The sequence below is a fragment of the Pseudomonas sp. GD04019 genome, assembly GCF_029837695.1.
Classification (GTDB): domain Bacteria; phylum Pseudomonadota; class Gammaproteobacteria; order Pseudomonadales; family Pseudomonadaceae; genus Aquipseudomonas.
In genome coordinates this window covers 153,049-173,770 of sequence record NZ_JAOEEA010000001.1, presented here as the reverse complement: position 1 = coordinate 173,770, position 20,722 = coordinate 153,049, and the positions used below count along the sequence as shown (strand labels likewise).

The 20,722-nt window shown below is 65.0% G+C and carries 20 protein-coding genes; 8 read left to right on the top strand and 12 right to left on the bottom strand.

The features are described 5' to 3' along the window. Positions 1–9: 9 nt before the first annotated feature. The 6 genes from N7607_RS00895 to N7607_RS00870 all read right to left on the bottom strand — a co-directional run bounded on the left by N7607_RS00895 (position 10) and on the right by N7607_RS00870 (position 7,024). Complete coding sequence (locus tag N7607_RS00895) at positions 10–2,592, bottom strand: ligase-associated DNA damage response DEXH box helicase (protein ID WP_279866668.1); 2,583 nt, start codon at positions 2,590–2,592, stop codon at positions 10–12. Next, the gene (locus N7607_RS00890; RefSeq protein ID WP_279866667.1) at positions 2,589–4,313 is read right to left on the bottom strand and encodes an ATP-dependent DNA ligase; all 1,725 of its coding nucleotides are present in this window, start codon (positions 4,311–4,313) and stop codon (positions 2,589–2,591) included. The genes N7607_RS00895 and N7607_RS00890 overlap by 4 nt, the downstream gene beginning before the upstream one ends. After that, positions 4,310–5,335, bottom strand: a complete 1,026-nt coding sequence (locus N7607_RS00885; protein WP_279866666.1) for a ligase-associated DNA damage response exonuclease — start codon at positions 5,333–5,335, stop codon at positions 4,310–4,312. The genes N7607_RS00890 and N7607_RS00885 overlap by 4 nt, the downstream gene beginning before the upstream one ends. A gap of 152 nt (positions 5,336–5,487) precedes the next feature. Next, entirely contained in the window at positions 5,488–5,898 is a 411-nt protein-coding gene (locus N7607_RS00880; protein WP_279866665.1) for a DUF2892 domain-containing protein, read from the bottom strand. Positions 5,899–5,974: 76 nt separating this feature from the next. Then, positions 5,975–6,592, bottom strand: a complete 618-nt coding sequence (locus tag N7607_RS00875; RefSeq protein ID WP_279866664.1) for a hemolysin III family protein — start codon at positions 6,590–6,592, stop codon at positions 5,975–5,977. 138 nt (positions 6,593–6,730) lie between these two features. Next, positions 6,731–7,024 carry a lipoprotein gene (locus tag N7607_RS00870; protein WP_279866780.1) on the bottom strand — a complete coding sequence of 98 codons (294 nt, stop codon included), beginning with the start codon at positions 7,022–7,024 and terminating at the stop codon, positions 6,731–6,733. 290 nt (positions 7,025–7,314) lie between these two features. On the opposite strand from N7607_RS00870, the gene N7607_RS00865 reads away from it, so the two are divergent. From N7607_RS00865 to N7607_RS00855, 3 genes are all read left to right on the top strand, one after another. Continuing rightward, the gene (locus tag N7607_RS00865; RefSeq protein WP_279866662.1) at positions 7,315–7,608 is read left to right on the top strand and encodes a Fur family transcriptional regulator; all 294 of its coding nucleotides are present in this window, start codon (positions 7,315–7,317) and stop codon (positions 7,606–7,608) included. An 87-nt stretch (positions 7,609–7,695) separates the two neighbouring features. After that, on the top strand, positions 7,696–7,926 hold the full coding sequence (locus tag N7607_RS00860; RefSeq protein ID WP_279866661.1) for a hypothetical protein: 231 nt from the start codon (positions 7,696–7,698) through the stop codon (positions 7,924–7,926). 90 nt (positions 7,927–8,016) lie between these two features. Further along, positions 8,017–8,253 (top strand): hypothetical protein, encoded by a 237-nt coding sequence (locus N7607_RS00855; protein WP_279866660.1) that lies wholly within the window; start codon positions 8,017–8,019, stop codon positions 8,251–8,253. Here N7607_RS00855 and N7607_RS00850 read toward each other — a convergent pair. Beyond that, a complete protein-coding gene (locus N7607_RS00850; RefSeq protein ID WP_279866659.1) occupies positions 8,250–8,582 on the bottom strand; it encodes a YgaP-like transmembrane domain in 333 nt (110 codons plus the stop codon). The genes N7607_RS00855 and N7607_RS00850 overlap by 4 nt on opposite strands. Before the next feature lie 142 nt (positions 8,583–8,724). Here N7607_RS00850 and N7607_RS00845 point away from each other — a divergent pair, with 142 nt between their 5' ends. After that, positions 8,725–9,480, top strand: coding sequence for an NAD-dependent deacylase (locus N7607_RS00845; RefSeq protein WP_279866779.1), 756 nt, complete (start codon positions 8,725–8,727; stop codon positions 9,478–9,480). Here N7607_RS00845 and N7607_RS00840 read toward each other — a convergent pair whose 3' ends face one another. From N7607_RS00840 to N7607_RS00825, 4 genes are all read right to left on the bottom strand, one after another. Then, positions 9,481–9,783, bottom strand: coding sequence for a hypothetical protein (locus N7607_RS00840; RefSeq protein ID WP_279866658.1), 303 nt, complete (start codon positions 9,781–9,783; stop codon positions 9,481–9,483). Positions 9,784–9,801: 18 nt separating this feature from the next. Beyond that, positions 9,802–10,794, bottom strand: coding sequence for a TerC family protein (locus tag N7607_RS00835; RefSeq protein ID WP_279866657.1), 993 nt, complete (start codon positions 10,792–10,794; stop codon positions 9,802–9,804). Positions 10,795–10,941: 147 nt separating this feature from the next. Beyond that, positions 10,942–13,236: an ATP-dependent DNA helicase gene (locus tag N7607_RS00830; protein ID WP_279866656.1), complete on the bottom strand. Its 2,295-nt coding sequence runs from the start codon at positions 13,234–13,236 to the stop codon at positions 10,942–10,944. Beyond that, positions 13,233–14,873, bottom strand: coding sequence for a VRR-NUC domain-containing protein (locus N7607_RS00825; RefSeq protein WP_279866655.1), 1,641 nt, complete (start codon positions 14,871–14,873; stop codon positions 13,233–13,235). Before N7607_RS00825 ends, N7607_RS00830 begins: the two co-directional genes overlap by 4 nt. Positions 14,874–15,054: 181 nt before the next feature. On the opposite strand from N7607_RS00825, the gene N7607_RS00820 reads away from it, so the two are divergent. The 3 genes from N7607_RS00820 to N7607_RS00810 all read left to right on the top strand — a co-directional run bounded on the left by N7607_RS00820 (position 15,055) and on the right by N7607_RS00810 (position 16,243). Beyond that, positions 15,055–15,285 carry a hypothetical protein gene (locus tag N7607_RS00820; protein ID WP_279866654.1) on the top strand — a complete coding sequence of 77 codons (231 nt, stop codon included), beginning with the start codon at positions 15,055–15,057 and terminating at the stop codon, positions 15,283–15,285. Between the two features lie 172 nt (positions 15,286–15,457). Continuing rightward, positions 15,458–15,637, top strand: coding sequence for a KGG domain-containing protein (locus N7607_RS00815; RefSeq protein WP_279866778.1), 180 nt, complete (start codon positions 15,458–15,460; stop codon positions 15,635–15,637). A gap of 54 nt (positions 15,638–15,691) precedes the next feature. Then, positions 15,692–16,243 (top strand): ATP-dependent Clp protease proteolytic subunit, encoded by a 552-nt coding sequence (locus tag N7607_RS00810; RefSeq protein ID WP_279866653.1) that lies wholly within the window; start codon positions 15,692–15,694, stop codon positions 16,241–16,243. A gap of 6 nt (positions 16,244–16,249) precedes the next feature. Here N7607_RS00810 and N7607_RS00805 read toward each other — a convergent pair whose 3' ends face one another. Beyond that, positions 16,250–16,411 carry a hypothetical protein gene (locus tag N7607_RS00805; protein WP_171016370.1) on the bottom strand — a complete coding sequence of 54 codons (162 nt, stop codon included), beginning with the start codon at positions 16,409–16,411 and terminating at the stop codon, positions 16,250–16,252. A gap of 188 nt (positions 16,412–16,599) precedes the next feature. Here N7607_RS00805 and N7607_RS00800 point away from each other — a divergent pair, with 188 nt between their 5' ends. Then, positions 16,600–18,804, top strand: coding sequence for an OsmC domain/YcaO domain-containing protein (locus N7607_RS00800; RefSeq protein ID WP_279866652.1), 2,205 nt, complete (start codon positions 16,600–16,602; stop codon positions 18,802–18,804). Positions 18,805–20,722: the final 1,918 nt, after the last annotated feature.

The window sequence follows — 20,722 nt, the reverse complement described above, 5'->3', positions numbered from 1 at the left end:
CCTGTTCGCTCAGCCGGTGCGTTTCTTCACCCGCGGCAGACCATTCTTGCTCTGCCGTGGCGTGCGTTGTCGTGGTTGCTCGCGCTCCACCTCGGGCTCGCTGTTGGCCTGGTAGGCGCCAGGTCCGGCGGCTTTCTCCAGATCGGCGAGCAGGCGGGCGATGCGGTCGGCGAGTTTCTCCGAGCTGAGGCTCTCGCGAAAGCGTTCCACCAGCAGGGGAAAGGCCAGCGGCGGCGGGCGCTTCACCTCGCGCAGGTCCAGGCGCAGCTCGCGCAGGCGCTGCAGGGTGTGCTGCAGGTGCTGCACGTCCAGCTCCTGGCGCAGCACTTCCTCCTGGGCCTGGGTCAGCAGCAGGTTGCCGGGGTCGTACTGCTGGAACACATCGAAGAACAGCCCGCTGGACGCCTGCAGCTGGCGCGCGCTTTTCGCCGCGCCGGGGTAGCCACCGAACACCAGCCCGGCGATACGGGCGATCTCGCGAAAGCGCCGCCGCGCCAGTTCGCCGGCGTTGAGGCTGGCGAGCACATCGTGCAGCAGATCGTCGCTGCGCAGCAGGTCGGCGTTGAGCCAGCGCGGCCAATCCACCGGGCTGGCGCAGAGCAGTTCCAGGCCGTAGTCGTTGACGGCGATGGAGAAGGTCGCCGGCTGCAACTGGCCGAGACGCCAGGCCAGCAAACTGGCCAGCCCCAGGTGCACGCTGCGCCCGGCGAAAGGGTAGAGGAACAGGTGCCAGCCTTCGCGCGAATGCAGGGTTTCCGCCAGCAGCGAGTCGGGCGTGGGCAGCGCCGACCAGGCCTGCTGCACGTCCAGCAGCGGCCGCAACAGCTGCAGCTCCGGGCCACGAAACTTACCCTGCGCCGCTTCGCCGAAGCGCGCCACCACGGCGTCGGCCAGCTCGCTGGAGAGCGGCATGCGCCCGCCATTCCAGCGCGGCACCGCGGCCTTGCGCGACGTGGCGCGGTTGACGTAGGCGGTCATGTTTTCCACCCGCACCAGTTCCAGCAGGCGCCCGGCGAAGAGGAAGCAGTCGCCGGGACGCAGGCGGGCGATGAAGCCTTCCTCGACGCTGCCCAGCGAGCGGCCGCTGCCGCCCTTGGCCCAGAATTTCACGGCGATGCTGGCATCGCTGACGATGGTGCCCACGCTCATGCGGTGGCGCCTGGCCAGCGCCGCATTGGGCACGCGCCAGATGCCCTGTTCGTCGGGCTCGACGCGCCGGTAATCGGGGTAGGCGGTGAGCGAGTGGCCGCCGTGGCGGACGAAGGCCAGTGCCCATTGCCACTCTTCGTCGCTCAGGTCGCGATAGGCCCAGGCACTGCGCACTTCCTCGCGCAGCTCGTCGGGACGAAAGCCGCCGCCGAGGGCCATGCTGACCAGGTGCTGGACCAGCACATCGAGCGGTTTTTCTGGTGACAGGCGCGCCTCGATGCGCCCGGCGACGACGGCGTCCTGCAGGGCGGCAGCTTCAATCAGCTCCAGCGCGTGGGTCGGCACCAGGCTGATCCGCGAGGCGCGCCCCGGTGCGTGGCCGGAGCGCCCGGCCCGTTGCAGCAGGCGCGCCACACCCTTGGCCGAACCGATCTGCAGCACCCGTTCCACCGGCAGAAAATCCACGCCCAGGTCCAGGCTGGAGGTGCACACCACGGCTTTCAGCCGGCCTGCCTTGAGGCCCAGTTCGACCCAGTCGCGCACCTCGCGCGACAGGGAGCCGTGGTGCAGGGCAATCAGCCCGGCCCAGTCCGGCCGGGCATCGAGCAGCGCCTGGTACCAGATCTCCGCCTGCGAGCGGGTGTTGGTGAACAGCAGGCTGGTGCCGCTGGCTTCGACCTCCTCGACCACCTGCGGCAGCATGCGCAGGCCCAGGTGCCCGGCCCAGGGAAAGCGCTCGATGCCCGGCGGCAGCAGGGTGTCGATACGCAGGCTCTTGTCCTGCCTGCCCTGCACCAGGCGCCCCGGCGTATTGCCGAGCAGCACCTGCAACGCGTGCTGCTGATTACCCAGCGTCGCCGACAGGCCCCAGACGATCAGCCCCGGGTTCCACCGGCGCAGCCGCGCCAGCGCCAGTTGCAGCTGCACGCCGCGCTTGTTGCCGAGCAGCTCGTGCCACTCGTCCACCACCAGCATGCGCAGGCCGGCGAACTGGGTTTCGGCATCGCTGCGGGTGAGCAGCAGGGTCAGGCTCTCCGGGGTGGTGATCAGCGCGCTGGGGAGCTTGCGACCCTGGCGCGCGCGCTCGCTGCTGCCGGTGTCGCCGGTGCGCAGGCCGACGCTCCAGGCGATGTTCAAATCGTCCAGCGGCGCCTGCAGGGCGCGCTGGGTGTCGGCCGCCAGGGCACGCATCGGGGTGATCCACAACACACTGAGCGGTGCGGCGGTGGGCTGGCGCTTGCGCGGCTGGCCGCTGGCGGTGGTGGCCGGCGTGGCCCTGGCGAAACGGTTGAGCGCGGCCAACCACACCGCGTAGGTCTTGCCCGAACCTGTGGTGGCATGCAGCACACCGGACTCGCCCTTGGTCACGGCCTGCCAGACTTCCTTCTGGAAGGCGAAGGCTTTCCAGCCGCGCTGGGCGAACCAGATGCCGGCCAGGCTCATTGCAGCAGATCCTGGAGGATGGCCAGGGTATCGGCCTCCTCCACGCTCTTGTCCTGGCGCCAGCGCAGCATGCGCGGGAAGCGTACGGCGATGCCGCTCTTGTGGCGCTTGGACAGGGCGATGCCCTCGAAGCCCAGCTCGAAGACCAGGGTCGGGGTGACGCTGCGCACCGGGCCGAATTTCTCCACGGTGGTCTTGCGCACGATGGCGTCGACCTTGCGCATTTCCTCGTCGGTCAGCCCGGAATAGGCCTTGGCGAACGGCACCAGGCTGCGCTGGCTGGCGCCCGGCGGGCCGTCCCACACGGCGAAGGTGTAGTCGCTGTAGAGGCTGGCGCGGCGGCCGTGACCGCGCTGGGCGTAGATCAGCACGGCGTCGACGCTGAACGGGTCGACCTTCCACTTCCACCACACGCCCATGTCCTTGGTCCGGCCCACGCCATACAACGAGTCGCGGGCCTTGAGCATCATGCCCTCGACGCCGAGGCGGCGCGATGCCTCGCGCTGCCCGGCCAGCGCCTGCCAGCTGTCGCCGTGCAGCAGCGGCGAGGGCATCAGCCTGGGGCTGGCGCAGGCGGCGATCACCTGCTCCAGCTGCGCGCGCCGCTCGTGCTGCGGGCGGCTGCGCCAGTCGTGGCCCTGCCATTCCAGCAGGTCGTAGCCGAGCACGGCCACCGGCACCTCCTCCAGGATCTTCTTGCCCAGGGTCTTGCGCCCGATGCGCTGCTGCAGCAGGGCGAAGGGCTGGATGCCGTAGCGTTCGACCGCGTCTTCCACGTCCGCCTCCGGCACGGCGCTGTCGAGGTCCATCAGGCGCGGCTGTTCGGCGCCGGTCGGTGGATGGCGCCAGACCACCAGCTCGCCGTCGATCACCGTGCCGTCGGGCAGGCGCGCGGCCAGTTCGTCCAGCTCGGGGAAGCGTTCGCTGATCAGCTCCTCGCCGCGCGACCACAGCCACAGGCGGCCGTCACGCTTGACCAGCTGGGCGCGGATGCCGTCCCACTTCCACTCCACCTGCCAGGCCTCGACCGGGCCGAGGCTTTCCTCGAATTGTTCCACCGGCAGTTGCAGGGCGTGGGCGAGGAAGAACGGGTAGGGCTGGCCGCCGCGCTGGACGTGTTCGTCGTCCGATTCGGCGGCGATCAGGCGGCGGTAGCCTTCGGCGCTCGGCCGGTGCGACAGGTCGGTATAGCCGACCAGGCGCTGGGCCACGCGCTTGGCGTCGAGGTCGGCGAGGCTGGCCAGGGCGCGGGTCACTAGCAGCTTGGACACGCCGACGCGGAAGGCGCCGGTGATCAGCTTGATGCACACCATCAGCGCCTGGCGGTTGAGTTGCGCCCAGAACGCCGGCAGGCGCGCCGCCAGTTCCTCCGGCGGCAGGCCGCGCAGGGGCAGGAGTTTTTCCTCGACCCATACGGCCAAGCCTTCATCCGACTCATGGCTGGATTCGGGCAGCAGCAGGGCGATGGTCTCGGCCAGGTCGCCGACCGCCGAGTAGCTTTCCTCGAACAGCCATTCCGGCAGGTTGGCGGCCTGCATCGCCAGCTCGCGCAGCTGCCTGGACGGCACCAGCTGGCGCGGGCGGCCGCCGGCGAGGAAGTACACCGCCCAGGCGGCGTCCGCGGCGCTGGCCGTGCGGAAATAGTCCTGCAGGGCGGCGAGCTTGGCATTGCTCGAGGTGGTGGCGTCGAGGCGCCCGTAGAGATCGGCGAAGGCCTTCATGGGCTCGGCTCCGCTTCTGCGGCGGGCGCGGTTTCGTCTTCGTCGCCGTACTCGGTGTCGAAGCCCTGGGCGTCCAGGCCCTGTTCGCGCAGGTAACGCACCAGCACGCTGACCGAGCCGTGGGTGACGAACACCCGCTCGGCGCCGGTCTGCTCGATGGCCCACAGCAGGCCCGGCCAGTCGGCGTGGTCGGAGAGTACGAAGCCGCGATCCACGCCACGCCGCCGGCGCGTGCCGCGCAGCATCATCCAGCCGCTGGCGAAGGCGTCGCTGTAGTCGCCGAAGCGGCGCATCCAGGTGCTGCCACCGGCCGAGGGCGGGGCGAGGATCAGCGCCTGGCGCAGCAGCGGGTCGCTCTTCTTGAAGTCGCCGGCGTACAGGGTGGGTGGCAGGTGCACGCCGGCGTCGCGGTAGACCTGGTTGAGCGGCTCCATCGAGCCGTGGCCCAGGATCGGCCCGATGCTCGCGTCGATGCCGTGGAGGATGCGCTGCGCCTTGCCGAAGGCGTAGCAGAACAGCACGCTGGCGCGGCCGGCGGCCTGGTTCTGCCGCCACCAGGCGTCGATGCCGGCGAAGATCTGCGCCTGCGGCTGCCAGCGGTAGATCGGCAGGCCGAAGGTCGATTCGGTGATGAAGGTGTGGCAGCGCACCGGCTCGAATGGCGTGCAGGTGCCGTCCGGTTCGACCTTGTAGTCGCCGGACGCGACCCACACCTCGCCGCGGTATTCCAGGCGCACCTGGGCCGAGCCGAGCACGTGCCCGGCCGGGTGCAGGCTCAGGGTCACGCCGTGGTGATCGAGGCGCTCGCCGTAGTCCAGGGTCTCCAGGTTGATGTCGCCGCCCAGGCGCGTGCGCAGGATGCCGGCACCGGGCGCGGCGGCCAGATAGTGGCGACTGCCGCCGCGGGCATGGTCGCCATGGCCGTGGGTGATCACGGCGCGTTCGACCGGGCGCCAGGGGTCGATATAGAAGTCGCCGGGCGGGCAGTAGAGCCCCTCGGGGCGGGCGATGACCAGGTCCATGAGTGTCGATAGTCCTGCTGCGGGCGCGAGTCGCGTTGTCGGTTAAGACCGATGGGCAGGACAAAAGGTTGGGGCGGAATGCGCGGCGCGGGGAACGCGCCGCAGCGTCGGGCCCCCCATGGCCGGCATGGCCAGGGAGGGCTCGGCAGGGCTCAGCAGTGGCCGCTCATGCGCCTGGCCGATGGGCGATCGACGGCATAGCTGCCGCCGGGAATTTGCTCGGCATCGAACGCCTCGGCGCTGCGCGCGCCAGTGCCGTTGCGCTCGGCGGAGGCGTGGGCGAGAGTCGCGCTGAGCTGGCGTATGCGTGCGCGCAGGTGGCGAATCTCGGCCTGCGGGTCATCCAGCAGACCCTTGAGGTTGCAGTGACCGCTGCCGCCGCGGGCCAGCAGCAGGCCGCCGAGGGTGAGCCCGGCCAGGCCCAAGATGCCGCCGCGGTGCAGGCCGGCGCCGGTGAGGACGATGCCGGCGGCGGTGGACAGTGCCCGCTGCCGGTTGGAAATGTTCTGCCGCTGATAGGCGTGGTGAGCCGCGTGGCGCGACTGGGGATCGAATGCAACCATGTCGTTTCTCCAGGGAGAGTGTTCAGTAACCGACTGGGGGCACGCGCCGGTGTTCAGTTGCGACGATGAGTGGCGTTCAGATCACGTAACGCAGGATGGCGATGAAGTGCAGCAGGCTGCCGGCCATGACGAACAGATGCCAGATGCCATGCCAGTGGCGAAAGCGGCTGTCGTAGGCGAAGAACAGGATGCCCACCGTGTACAGCACGCCGCCGGCTGCTAGCCAGGTGAAGCCCGCGCGACCGAGGGCGGCGAGCAGCGGTTCGATGGCGATCAGCACGATCCAGCCCATCACCGCGTAGATGACCAGCGACAGCACGCGGGCCTCCGAGCGCGGCTTGATCTCCTGCAGCATGCCGATGATGCCCAGGGTCCAGACGATGCCGAACAGCGTCCAGCCCCAGGCGCCCTCCAGCGTGACCAGGCAGAAGGGCGTATAGCTGCCGGCGATCAGCAGGTAGATCGACAAGTGATCGAGCTTGCGCATGATCAGCTTCGCCCGCCCGCGCAGGCTGTGGTAGAGCGTGGAGATGCTGTACAGCACGACCAGGGCGACGCCATAGACGGCCACGCTGACGATCTTCCGCGGCTCGCCCGTCAGGCTGGCCAGGACCAGCAGCCAGATCGCGCCGATGCAGGCCAGCACCGCGCCGACCAGGTGGGTCCAGGCGTTGAATTTTTCCCCGTGGTACATGCGTAGCGTCTCGTGATGGCGGCCGGCGCCACTATACCCGGCCGTGTGATGCTGTTGCGGGCGAGAGATGCCAGTCGTTCAGGCCATGAAAAAGGCCCGCGTTGGCGGGCCTTTCGGGGCGGCAAACGGACCTCCCGTCTACTTGCAGACCACGATCATGCTGCGGCTGGAGAAGCCGGCGGGATTGATGCCGAACACGAAATCGGCCGGATCGTCTTCGCTGCCCTGGTCGGCGCCGGCCTTGGCCACCACCTTGTAACCCTTTGGGCCGCAGGCGCGGGTCGCCTTCTGTTCGCATTGCTCCCAGCTGGAAGTGAGCCCGGAGCAATTGATGTTGAGGCCTTTGCGGCCCTTCTTTTCATACGTCTTGGCGGTTGCGGAGCAGCCGGCGACCAGCGCCAGCGTGACAAGCAGCAGTACAAGCCTTCTCATTTCTTTCCCCAGCGGGCTTGTCTGTATCTGGCGGCACAGCCGCCACCCTTGCAATGGCCCCGGCGGCGACGCAGCTTTGGTGTCGAATTGCTGCTTGCGCCCTGTCTGGCAGCGAAGCCGGAGCGGGTCGAGAAATAGCACAAAGACCGGGTCGCAGGCGAGACAAAAAAGTTGCAGTTTCGCTGCAGGTTTTTCCTCGCTCGTTCGTCTTATAGATAGGAGCTGTTCATCTCGACAGTTTTTCCCCCAAACTAACAAGACGTGGATCACACACGCACAGGGAGAGTGCCATGACCGCCAACGACGAACGTCAGCAATTGAAGGCGATGCTGCAGGGAGCCGGACTGAAGGTCAGCCTGGTTCGGCTGAAGATCCTCGAAGTGTTGCAACGCAACGGCAAGGGCCTGCGCTCGCGGGAACTGCACGGCTTCCTGTTGCTGGCCGACGAGCAGATTTCCGTACTCAGCGTGCGCCAGGTGCTCAGCCGCCTCTGCGCCTGCGGCCTGGTGGAGCGTGACGAGCAGGGCCTGTACCGCCTGCTGCCGGCCCGCCCGCAGGTCGGCTCGGTTGCGCTGGCCGGCTAGCAGTCGGCACGCAAATAGCTCGAACCCTCGGGGCCTGCCCGCCTCCAATCGGCGAGGGCCAGCCCCTGCCTGGCCGAGGAGACGAGCATGTCCATCGATCCGTACCACCCCACCCAGGATCAAAATCCCCATTCGCCCCTGCCGGGCAAGCCAGACCCGCTCAGCCCGGGGCAGGTGGACCTGAACCCGGAACATCAGCCCGGCCCGGGTAACGACCCGCAACGCCCACCCGAGCGCGAGCAGCGAGGCGCAGAGCGCGCGGTCGGTACGGCGGAACATGCGGAGCGCAGCGCCCAGCCCAGCCAGCGTGGAGGCTGACTCGCGACCAGTCGTCGATCCTTGCGGAACATTGGAGCTTTCTGGCGTCAAAAAGCCGAGACCCAATATTCCGCGAGGAGAAGAGACTCTATGGACCAGGCCCGCATCACCCAGGAAGAAAGCCGGCTGGCCCGGCTATCCGCCGAGGCGCATCAGGCGTTGATCCATTTCATGAACGAAACGGCGCTGCCCTATACCGCAGAGCAGCAGGCCGAATGCGAGTACCTGAGTCGCTGCGCCGCCAATGCCCGTGAGGCTTACCTCAAGCTGCGCCGGGCTTCCTCCAGCTCTGCCTCGCGGGCCATCCGCATGATCTGCTCGGCCTAGCCTCTGCGGCTGTTGAGCAGCGAGCGATCGAAGCCGGAGACCATGGTGTCCGCACCCAGCGGCGGTTCGATCGCCGGATCCTGCGGGCCCAACCGGGCCATGGCCTCGCGCAGGCGCAGCAGTTCACCCTTGAGGTAGTGGATCTCGTGATGCGGATCCTGCAGATAGCCCTTCATCACGCAGTGACCGGTCAGGCCGCGTAGCAGACCGAGACCGCCGGCGGCGGCCAGGCCAATGCCGTCGATGCCGCCGCGATGCATGCCGCAGGCCAGGCCGGCCAGACCGAAACCGATGGACAGTGCGCGTTCGTAACCCTGGACGTTGTGCATGGCGTTTCTCCTGATGGGTTAGCGTGCGACCGACCCCGGTGCGGCCCGTTCCATCGCCGTGATGAGTGGCGCAGGCGTCCCGGCTTGGCCAGAATGGAGGCTCTTTTTTCTGGGAGTGCCCGGCATGCTTGCTGCGCCAGTCATGCGCCCTGAGATACTGCAGGCCCTGCGCGGCAGTCGCCACCTGCTGGTGTTCACCGGCGCCGGGGTGTCGGCGGAGAGCGGCATTCCTACCTTTCGCGATGCGCTGACCGGCCTGTGGGCGCGCTTCGATCCGGCGCAACTGGCCACGCCCGAGGCGTTCGCGGCCGACCAGGAGCTGGTCTGGGGCTGGTACGAGTGGCGTCGCCAGCGAGTGCTGCGCGCCATGCCCAACCCTGCGCACCAGGCCATCGCCGAGCTGGCAAGCCGGGTGCCGCGCCTGACCCTAGTGACGCAGAATGTCGACGATCTGCACGAGCGTGCCGGCAGCCGGGATGTGATCCATTTGCACGGCAGCCTGCAGGCGCCACGCTGCTTCGCCTGCGCCGCGCCCTATGGCGAACTTGCCCAGGAGCTGGCCGAGCCGGAGGAGGGCAGGCGCCTGCCGCCGCCAAGCTGCGGGCGCTGTGGCGGGCCGGTGCGCCCGGGCGTGGTGTGGTTCGGCGAGTCGATGCCGGAGGCGGCGCTGCAGCAGGCTTTCGCGGCGGCCGCCGAGTGCGACCTGCTGCTGTCGATCGGCACCTCGGGGCTGGTCTATCCGGCGGCCCAGGTACCGCAGATCGCCGCGCGCCATGGCGCCTGCGTGGTGCACATCAATCCGCAGCCGGTAGCTCCTGGCGTGCCGCGTGAATACAGCCTGCCGGGCGCTGCCGGCGAGCTGTTGCCGCAGCTGCTGCGGGAAGCCTTCGCCGACTGATCAGGTCTCGATCACGTCCTGATCGGCCTGCTGCTCGCCCTGCGGCGGCTGTGCCTGCTCGGACTTCGGCTGGGCCTGGTTCATCCACTGGCGGGTATTTTCCTGGGCCTGGTCGACCTGCTCGTTGAGCTGATCGACCTGTTTGTCGAACTCCTTGATGGTCTCGCCAAGGCTCTCGCGGGCCGTTTCCAGGGCGGCTTCCTCGACCTTCTTGGCGAAGCTCGTGGCGGCCTGTTCGGCGGTGTCGCAGCCGGCCAGGGCGAGCAGGCCCAGGCCGAGCAGCAGCGGTTTGAAGGGGAACATGTTGAAACTCCTCTGCAATCAGGATTCGAGCTTGTGGGCGGGCTGGTTGCGGGTCTTCCACAGCGACAGCAGCACGCCGCCGGCCAGCAGGCCCACGGTCACGCTGAGCGAGATCACCGGCGGCACCTTGCCGATGATGCCGTGCAGGAAGATCTTGCCGCCGATGAACACCAGCACCAGGGCCAGGGCGTACTTCAGGTAGGCGAAGCGATGGATCATCGCGGCCAGGGCGAAGTACAGGGCGCGCAGGCCGAGAATGGCGAAGATGTTCGAGGTGTAGACGATGAACGGGTCCTGGGTGATGGCGAAGATCGCCGGCACGCTGTCCACGGCGAACACCAGGTCGGCCAGTTCGACCAGGATCAGGGCCAGGAACAGCGGAGTGATCCACAACTTGAGCTTGCCGCTGGCATCGGGCTGGCGCACGAAGAATTTTTGCTCGTGCAGGCGATCGGTCACCGGCAGGTGGTTGCGCAGCCAGTTGACGAAGCGGTTGTTGGCCAGGTCCGGCTCGTCGTCGACCTTGGAGAACAGCATCTTCACGCCGGTCAGCAGCAGGAAGGCGCCGAACACGTAGAGGATCCAGTCGAACTGGCTGATCAGCGCGGCGCCCAGGCCGATCATGATGGCGCGCAGCACGATCACACCCATGATCCCCCAGAACAGCACCTTGTGCTGGTACTGCCGCGGGATGGCCAGGAAGCTGAAGATCAGCGCCATGACGAACACGTTGTCCATCGACAGCGACTTCTCGATGAGGAAGCCGGTGAGGTAGTCCATGCTGGCGTCGCCGCCTTTCTGGAAGAACACCCAGACGGCGAACAGCAGGCCCATGGAGATATAGCCGGCCGACAGCAGCAGGCTCTCCTTGACGCCGATCTCGTGGTTGTCGCGGTGCAGGATGCCGAGGTCGAAGGCCAGCAAGGCAACTACCAGGGCGAAGAAGGTGAGCCACAGCCAGGTGGCGGTGCCGAGCAGGTCGGCGAAGAGGAACGTTTCTAGGGCAGTCATGAGCCCCTCCTTGCAGTCGTAGTTGTACCAACTATGACTCCGACATGGCGGCGGTTAGCCGTCAGAGGGGCCCGGTGTCACGCTGCGGAGGATAAGGAAATTCCGCCGCGCCTCAAGCACCGGGTGTTTGCAAAGTGTGTATGGCCATTAGGAATCAACAGGCTCCAGGCTCGGCTGGTAGCGACTGCGTTCGACCTGCCACCAGCTGGGCAACAGCTGGCGCACTTCGCCACGGGTGAAGCGGTCGTCCAGCAGGTAGACCACGCCCTGGTCCTCGGTGGTGCGAATCACCCGACCGGCGGCCTGCACCACCTTCTGCAGGCCCGGGTACAGGTAGGCGTAGTCGTAGCCGTTGCCGAACATCTGCTGCATGCGTGCCTTCACCTCCTCGTTGACCGGGTTGACCTGCGGCAGGCCGAGGGTGGCGATAAAGGCGCCGATCAGGCGTTTGCCGGGCAGGTCGATGCCCTCGCCGAAGGCGCCGCCGAGCACGGCGAAGCCGATGCCCTGGGTATGCTCGGCGAAGCGTTCGAGAAAGGCCTGGCGCTCGGCCTCGTTCATGCTGCGTGACTGCGTCCACACCGGGATGTCCGGGTGCCCGCGGCGGAAGTTGTCCAGGGCCTGTTCCAGGTAGGCGTAGCTGCTGAAGAAGGCCAGGTAGTTGCCCGGCTGCGCGCGGAACTGGCGGGCCAGCAGGTCGGTGATGGGCGCCAGGCTGGTCTCGCGATGCTGGTAGCGGGTCGACAGGTTGGTCAGCGCCTGGACCCTGAGCTGCTCGGCACTGAACGGCGACTGCACCTCCAGCCACTGCCAGTCGCGCGGCAGACCGAGCAGGTCGGCGTGGTAGTGGCCGGGGCTGAGCGTGGCGGAGAACAGCGTGGCGCTGTGGGCGTTGGCGAAGCGCTCGGCGAGGAAGCGTGCCGGCACTATGTTGCGCAGGCACAGGGTCGACAGGCTGCGGCTGCTGCGCGTGTCATGACGGGTGATGTCGAACAGCGAGTGCGGGCCGAAGGCCTCGGCCAGGCGGCAGAACAGCATGGCGTCGAGGTAGAAACGCAGCAGCGCGGCCTGGTTGCCCTCGGGTTGGTCGGTGAGGTGGTCGGTGATGGCGCTCACCGCCTTCTGCAGGGCGACGATAAACAGGTCGGCGATGGCCGGGTAGATCTGGTACGGCACTTCCTGGTCGCGGTGCAGCTGGTTCCAGTGGCGGCCGACACGCTCCAGCACGCCCTTGAGGCCGGCCGGGGCGACCTTGCGCAGGGCATTGAACTCGGCCTGGTCCAGCTCGGCACTGTACATGCCGCGGGCGCGGTCGATCAGGTTGTGCGCCTCGTCCACCAGCAGGGTGACCTTCCAGCCGTTGAGCACGGTCAGGCCATGCAAGAGGGCGGTCATGTCGAAATAGTAGTTGTAGTCGCCGACCACCACGTCGCTCCAGCGGCACAGCTCCTGGGACAAATAGTAGGGGCAGACCTGGTGTGCCAGGGCGACCTCGCGCACGGCCTCCTGGGTCAGCCAGCGGTGTTCGAGGGCAGCGGAACGGGCAGCCGGCAGACGGTCGTAGAAGCCTTTGGCCAGCGGGCAGGAGTCGCCATGGCAGGCCTTGTCCGGGTGCTCGCAGGCCTTGTCGCGAGCCACGTGCTCCAGCACCCGCAGCAGCATGTTTTCCTCCTGCGCGCGCAGGCTGGCCAGGGCGTCCAGCGCCAGGCGCCGGCCCGGCGTCTTGGCGGTGAGGAAGAACAGGCGGTCCAGGCCCTGGCCGGGAAAGGCCTTGAGCTGCGGGAACAGGGTGGCCAGGGTCTTGCCGATGCCGGTGGTGGCCTGGGCGACCAGGAAGTCGCCATCGCGGGCTGCGCGATACACGGATTCGGCGAGCTGGCGCTGGCCGCGGCGGAAGCTGGGGTAGGGGAAGCGCAGCGTTTCCAGGCTGGTATCGCGCGCTGCGCGATGGGCGGTTTCCTGCTCGGCCCAGGCGACGAAAAGCGCGCACTGCAGCTCGAAGAAACCCTTAAGTTCGGCCGCGTCGAAGCGCTCGCGAAACACCGTTTCCTTCTGCGACAGCACGTTGAAGTACACCACCGCCAGGTCGATCTCCTCCAGGCCCAGGCTGTCGCACAGCAGCCAGCCATAGACCTTGACCTGGGCCCAGTGCAGCACGCGGTGGTTGTCCGGGATGCGCGCCACGTCGCCGCGGTGGGTCTTGATCTCTTCCAGCAGGTTCTGCGCCGGGTCGTAGCCATCGGCGCGGCCCCTGACCAGCAGCCCAGGATACTCGCCGGCCAGCGGCAGCTCGGCGAGATAGCCGGCGCCGCGCCGACCGACCACCGTGCTGTGCCCGGCCATGCCCTCGGCGGCGGTGGGCGCGGGGGTGAAGCGCAGGTCGAGGTCGCCCTGCTTGGCGGTGAACTCGCACAGCGCGCGCACGGCCACGGCGTAACTCACGCGGACGCGCTCCAGCGCACGTAGCAGACGTCCACCGGCATGCCGTGGCGGGCGCAGAACTCGATCCAGCGCTTCTGATTGTCCTGCAGGCGGTCGCCGGGGCCCTTCACCTCGATCATCCGGTAGCGCCGCTCGGCCGGCCAGAACTGGATCAGGTCCGGCATGCCGGCGCGGTTGGCGCGGATATCGCCGAGCAGGCGCTCGAACCAGGCGCGTAGGTGCGCCGGCGGCAGGCAGTGCAGGGCGGTTTCCAGCAGCTCGGGCGTCAGCACCGTCCAGTGCACGAAAGGCGAGACGATGCCGTACTTGGCCGTGTAGGTGGCGCGGATCGCCTCGGCGTGGCTGCCGTCATCCAGCATGGCCAGGCAGCGTTCGAACAGCGCCTGGCGACGACTGCGGAAGTCGCCGTCGTGCAGGTCCACCGGGCCGGCATGGAAGGGGTGGAAGAAGGCACCGGGCAGCGGGGCGAAGATCGCCTCCCAGCACAGCAGGCCGAACAGCCCGCAGACCAGCGTGTTTTCCACGTAGAAGGCCGGCGCCTGCTCGTCGTGCAGGTGCTGTTGCACCGCCCATTCCACGCTGAATTCCAGTGGCTGCGGCAGTTCCAGTTCGATCAGCCCCGCCTCGGCCGGCGGGCGGCGCGGCTGCTTGGGCAGGCCGAGCTGGCGCTGTAGGCGCGGCAGTGCGCGCTCCAGGGCCTGGGCCTCGGCATCGTTGTGCGGGGCGAGCAGGGCGGTGGTGGCCAGGTCGTGGGCCAGCTGGAACTCACCGAGCTTTTCCAGTACGCGCACCCGACGCTGGCGTGCCTCGCCATGGCGGCTCATGGCGTACAAGGTGGCGGCCTCGGCCAGTTCGCCCTCGCGCTCCAGCTGCTGGCCGAGGTGGAACAGCAGCTTGGCGTGGCGTCGCGCCAGGTGCGGGTTGTCACTGGCGAACTCGCCCAGTTCGAGCAGCACCTCGGCAATCGGCAGGCCCGCCTCGAACAGCTCGCGGCAATGCTGCAGGTGCAAATAGTGGTCGACATCGAGTCGGTTGCGGAACCCGCGCGAGTCGTTGCCGATGGCCACGCTCTCGTAGCGATAGACGCCCAGCTCGGCCAGCACGAACTCGGACCAGTCCTGCGCCAGGTTGCCGAAGAACAGCAGGCGCAGGCGATCGCACAGCGGGCCGACGGTCAGGCTGTAGAGCAGGTCCAGCCCCGCGCTCCACTGGGCGAAGGTACGCGCCGTCGGGTGTAGTTCACGCAGCGTCTGCAGCAGCTCGCTCTTCTTCAGGCTGCGCAGCGCCCTGGCCTCGGCGAAGGTGACCAGCAACTCGTCCTTGCGCAGCAGGGCGAACAGGGTGTCCAGCTCCAGCTCGGCATCCTCGATCAGCCAGCCCAGGCTCAATAGCGGGGCAGCTGCGCTAGCGATATCGCCGATCTCTGCATAGGCCAGCTTGCCCGCGCGAAAATGCGGGCCCTTGCGCATGACCAGGCGCACCAGCAGCGCTTGGGAGGCTTCCGGCAGCGCGTGGAAATGCGCCAGGAAGGCCTGCTCGTCCGCGTCCAGCAGGTCGGCATAGCGCTGCTCGATCCAGGCCAGCGCCGTGCGGAAGTTGCTGAGGTAGTAGAGGGGAAAGTCGAGCGGCGCGAACATGATGCTGTACTGGCTTTATATACAGGTAGAGTGCGTGACGCGGCCGGCTCATGCAACCCTGGCCCGACCGCCTGTAGTGCCGCCTCGCTTATTACCTGAACCGTTGCCCCGGTCAGCGACTCGAAATCTGTACGAACGCGTCTGGCCCGCTGGTCAGGCATGTACCCCGCAGGAGGTCACCATGGCGCAATGGACCATCACTTACAGCAAGGACAACAACACCAACACGCTGGACATGCAGGCCGATCACAAGCCGGAAATGGAGGAGGCGGTGGAGCACCTGCTGGACTGGGCCAGGCAAAACCTGGAGAAGGGCGAGTTCGGCGATGGCCAGGACAAGCGCAGCAGCGAACCGGCGGTGCTGCTGTTGCGTCACTACGGCATCACCATCACCGGCATCGCCGGCAGTTGAAGCGCAACGGGTAGGTGGCCATTCGTCCGTAACGGCGGAAAAACATGAAACCGCACGGGGGCCCACCTACTCAGTCACTCTGAGGCGCCATCGAAGCCGTATTGAAGAATGTGTGTCTCACATCCAATGACTGAAGAGATGGAGGTTCACCATGACTGGTGACAAGAACAAGATGGGCACTGGCGAATCGGGCAAGCGCGAGCAAGGCCAGCGCAGTGATCAGTCCCGCCAGGAAAGCGGCCGCCAAGGCGGTCAGAGCGGTGGAGGCAACTTCGCCAATGATCGCCAGAAAGCGTCCGAAGCCGGCCGCAAAGGTGGTCAAAACAGCAGTGGAGGCGGTCGCGACCGCTGATGCAAGCGAGCGGAAGCTTCGGCTTCCGCTCATCGTTTGTCACGGAGAACGGGCATGCGCAGCCATGTGATCCACTTCACCGCGCCGATCAACTCGACCACCTGCGGCCAGCTGATCGACAAATGCTCCCAGGCCATCCAGCAAGGCGCCGACGAGTTGGTCATCAAGATCGCGACCATGGGCGGCGAGTGCAGCTACGGCTTCTCCCTCTACAACTTCCTGATTTCCCTGCCGGTGCCGGTGAAGACCCACAACCTCGGCACGGTCGAGTCCATGGGCAATATCATCTTCCTGGCTGGCGAGCAGCGCACGGCCTGCCACCACAGCAAGTTCCTCTTTCATCCCTTTCACTGGACGCTGAATGGCGCGGTCGACCACGCGCGCATGTCGGAATATGCGATGAGCCTGGACTATGACCTGCAGCTGTACGCCAGCATCGTCGACGAACGTACGCGCGGGGCCAAGGTGCCGCTGGACGTGCTCGACTGCCTGACGGCCGCTCCGCGCATCCTCAACGCACAAGATGCACTGGAATCAGGCCTGATCCACGCGGTGGATTGCCTGGGCATGCCGCCCGAGTCGGTGAGCTGGTGCGTGCATGCCTGACAGGCGTCAGGCTGCTGCCGAGTTCCCGATCAACATGCCGTGCTGCACGCGGAACAGGTGTCCGCTGATGCGCAGGGTGAAAGGTACGCGGCTGACGATCTGCGCTCCGTCCTGGAGCAGGCTTTCGATATGAGCACGTAACGCGAGGTACTTCCGTTGTTCCTTCATCGGAAAACTCCTGTGTGGGGTTCGCCGAGAGCCTACCAAGCTTTGTGACGTTGTCGACATTTCAAGATGGGATAAATTGTGCTGCTCATCACATTTCGTGATGGCTTAATGCCTGCGCACCCTGAGAGGGCGGAATAACGGATAATGCCCGCCACACATCGTTTGGCTCGCTAGTCTGGTAATCCCCCATGGAAATCAAGGTCAACTTTCTCGACAACCTCCGTCTCGAAGCCAAGTTCGATGACTTCACGGTGATTGCCGACCAGCCCATCCGCTACAAGGGCGATGGCTCGGCGCCGGGGCCGTTCGACTATTTCCTGGCGTCCTCGGCGCTGTGCGCGGCCTACTTCGTCAAGCTGTACTGCCAGACGCGCAACATCCCCACGGAAAACATCCGCCTGTCGCAGAACAACATCGTCGACCCTGAGGATCGCTACAAGCAGATCTTCAAGATTCAGGTCGAGCTGCCGGCGGATATCTCCGAGAAGGACCGCGTGGGCATCCTGCGCTCCATCGACCGTTGCACGGTGAAGAAGGTGGTGCAGACCGGCCCCGACTTCATCATCGAGGAAGTGGACAACCTCGACGCCGACGCCCAGGCCCTGCTGATCCCGGCGCTGACCGAGGGCGAGGGCACGCGCATCCTCGGCAAGGACCTGCCGCTGGAGCAGACCATCGCCAACATGTCGGCCATCCTCGCCGGCCTGGGCATGAAGATCGAGATCGCCTCCTGGCGCAACATCGTGCCCAACGTCTGGTCGCTGCATATCCGCGACGCCCAGTCGCCGCTGTGCTTCACCAACGGCAAGGGCGCGACCAAGGAGAGCGCGCTGGCCTCGGCGCTAGGCGAGTTCATCGAGCGACTGAACTGCAACTTCTTCTACAACGACCAGTTCTGGGGCGAGGAGATCGCCAACGCCGACTTCGTGCATTACCCGAACGAACAGTGGTTCAAGCCGGGGCCGAAGGACGCGCTGCCGGACGAGATCCTCGACGAGTACTGCCTGGAGATCTACAACCCCGACGGCGAGCTGCGCGGCTCGCACCTGTACGACACCAACTCGGGCAACAAGGCGCGCGGCATCTGCTCGCTGCCGTTCGTGCGCCAGTCGGACGGCGAGGTGGTGTACTTCCCGTCCAACCTGATCGAGAACCTGTATCTCTCCAACGGCATGAGCGCCGGCAATACCCTGGCCGAGGCGCAGGTGCAGTGTCTGTCGGAGATTTTCGAACGCGCGGTCAAGCGCGAAATCCTCGAAAACGAACTGGCCCTGCCGGACGTGCCGCAGGAGGTGCTGGCCAAGTACCCCGGCATCGTCGCCGGCATCAAGGGCCTGGAAGAGCAGGGCTTCCCGGTGCTGGTGAAGGACGCCTCCCTGGGCGGCGAATTCCCGGTGATGTGCGTGACCCTGATGAACCCGCGCACCGGCGGCGTGTTCGCCTCGTTCGGCGCGCACCCGAGCTTCGAGGTGGCGCTGGAGCGCAGCCTCACCGAGCTGCTCCAGGGCCGCAGCTTTGAGGGTCTCAACGACCTGCCGCAGCCGACCTTCGAGAGCAACGCGCTGACTGAGCCCAACAACTTCGTCGAGCACTTCATCGACTCCAGCGGCGTGGTGTCCTGGCGCTTCTTCAGCGCCAAGGCCGACTACGAATTCGTCGAGTGGGACTTCTCCGGCCAGGGTGAGGACTCGAATGCCCAGGAAGCTGCGACCCTGTTCGGCATCCTCGAGGACATGGGCAAGGAGGTGTACATGGCCGTGTATAACGACCTCGGCGCCAACGCCTGCCGCATCCTGGTGCCGGGCTACTCGGAAATCTACCCGGTGGAGGACCTGATCTGGGACAACACCAACAAGGCGCTGATCTTCCGCTCCGACATCCTCAACCTGCACAGCCTCAGTGACCTGCGCCTCAAATCCCTGCTCAAGAGCCTGGAGAACTGCGAGGTCGACGACTACACCGACATCACCACGCTGATCGGCATCGAGTTCGACGACAACACCGTTTGGGGCCAGCTGACCATTCTCGAGCTGAAGCTGCTGATCTACGTGGCGCTGAAGAAGTTCGAGCAGGCCAAGGGGCTGGTCGAGGCCTTCCTGCAGTACAACGACAACACCGTCGAACGCGGCCTGTTCTACCAGGCGCTCAACGTGGTGCTGGAAGTGCAGCTGGACGACGATCTGGACATGGCCGACTACGAGGCCAACTTCCGCCGCATGTTCGGCAACGAGCGCATGGATGCGGCGCTGGGCTCGGTGGACGGCAGCGTGCGCTTCTTCGGCCTGACGCCGACCAGCATGCAACTGGAAGGCCTCGACAAGCACCTGCGGCTGGTCGAGAGCTACAAGAAGCTGCATGCGGCGCGGGCCAGGGCAGCGGGATTAGCCAGCTGACTGGGAAAGAAAGCACCTTCGGGTGCTTTTTTCTTTAGCGGCTATCGGTTTGGCGTTATCCGAACCGCAGGTAAATTCGAGAAGCCAAGCCCTTGCAACTCGGTACCCTGTGCTTTGCTAGCCATTGATGGCATGTGATTTCGACATCTTTCCGACAGCCATCCTAGACATTCGCCCCTCTACTTCGTAGCTTTTCTCTAAGACGGTGCCGCTTGGCATCACAGCCTGTCACTTCCCATCCTGCTCCAAGTCGCATTTACTTCTATGAGCTGCAGGGAAATAAATTGGCTTGTGACAAGCAACGTACGGAATTTTCTCGGATGGTATGCGGCAGCAATGTCGCCTATTGATAGTTATGATAGATATCATGAGCATGTGTCCTGTGTGTGACGGTATTGCGATGCAAAGAGTCTCCAAGATCCTTGCATTAAAACCTATGGAATGTGGTTCATGCGGTAAGGCTCAAGTCATCAACGGCAATCATGGCGGCAACAGGCGTATTTGCACTGTTTCTTGTTATTTAGTTCCATTTGAAAGGATATATGCTTTTGGAGTTGCAACGCTGCTTATCTTCTTTTCAGTAGCATGCTTTATCCCGCTTGAGGCAAGAAAATAAATTTGCTTATCGTAAGTCGTTCAAGAACGTGCAATAAATGGTGCTGGACGTCCCGAGCCGGCGCATGCTTCGAATTTTACGTACCTCTTTAGATCGGCGTTAGGGCCCATATGAAGCGTCTCGCAAAGGTCACATTTACCCTTCTCGTTACGCTCACGCTCGTGCCAGCTTTAGTCGTCCTAGCTTATGAAGCCATGGTGTTCTGGTCGCATAGAGATGATATTCAAGCTATCTTGGATAGTTCGGATCCTCTAAACCGCATGCCCCCGCTCAAAATTCGAATGTACATAATTGCGCAACAGCAAGGAGGCGCATCTCCTTCCGCCTTAGTGGCTCAGCAACTACACTATCGCTTCCTCCCACGTAAAGGAACTCTCAACTGGCACATACGCAGCGTTCTCTGGGAACGACTTGTTTCGCTACATTTTTCTCCGGATGAGATCTTTGGGCTGTACTCCACTCTCATATTTAATGGACAGGGGTATGGCCTAAACGCCCTATCCAATCGCATGTACGCAAAACCACTCAACGCACTCTCGGATCAAGAGGCGGCAACTGTGGTTGCATATACTTGGGGGCCAAGCTTGTACGCGCGCCACGCTGATCAGCTGGAGGTGCGTAGGGATAAACTGCTCTCCAAGGTCCGGAGTGGCCCTTAGAAAATTCACTCAAGCCAAAGTCATTTCGACGCGACATAATTAAGAGTTAACGCAAAAATACACGAGTCCTAACGATGGACTCAGATTATTCACTTCAGTCTTAAGCATAAGGCACATGCATGCCCACGCCACAGCTAATGGAAAAGCTTGCGATAAAGCTATCCTCCGCGAAATCTAATCTATATTTAGTGCTGGCAATGAGCGCCTTGATAACTGGGCTAGGCTGGTGGTGGATCTCTAAGAGTCGGGATGATATCTGGATTATCGGTGCGGTCGGATTGTCTACGTATATATTGCTGTGGAGTGGTATCTTAGTATTTGTTAGCAACGCCTTTGGCCCGGTCGGGAATAACAGAAAGTCATCAATTCAAAAGGTGATAGAGGCTATATTCTCTTCTGGCGATAGGGGTGAGAGTAAGTTTGCCAGATGGTACGGCAGTATTTTTTGCACCTTCTATATGTTGGGTCTGTTGGCTTTCCCTTTCTTTGCGTTGTATTTGTGGATTTTCCAACTTTATAAGTAGATATAGACCCACTCAGTCGGATTAGAAAATGTCCGGAGCAATTGTTCTCGTTGAATTCGTGTCAGCTGAGGTAGGTGGTCGCCGTGGCTCTTGCTTTGTCACAACCCCGTACCGCCCCC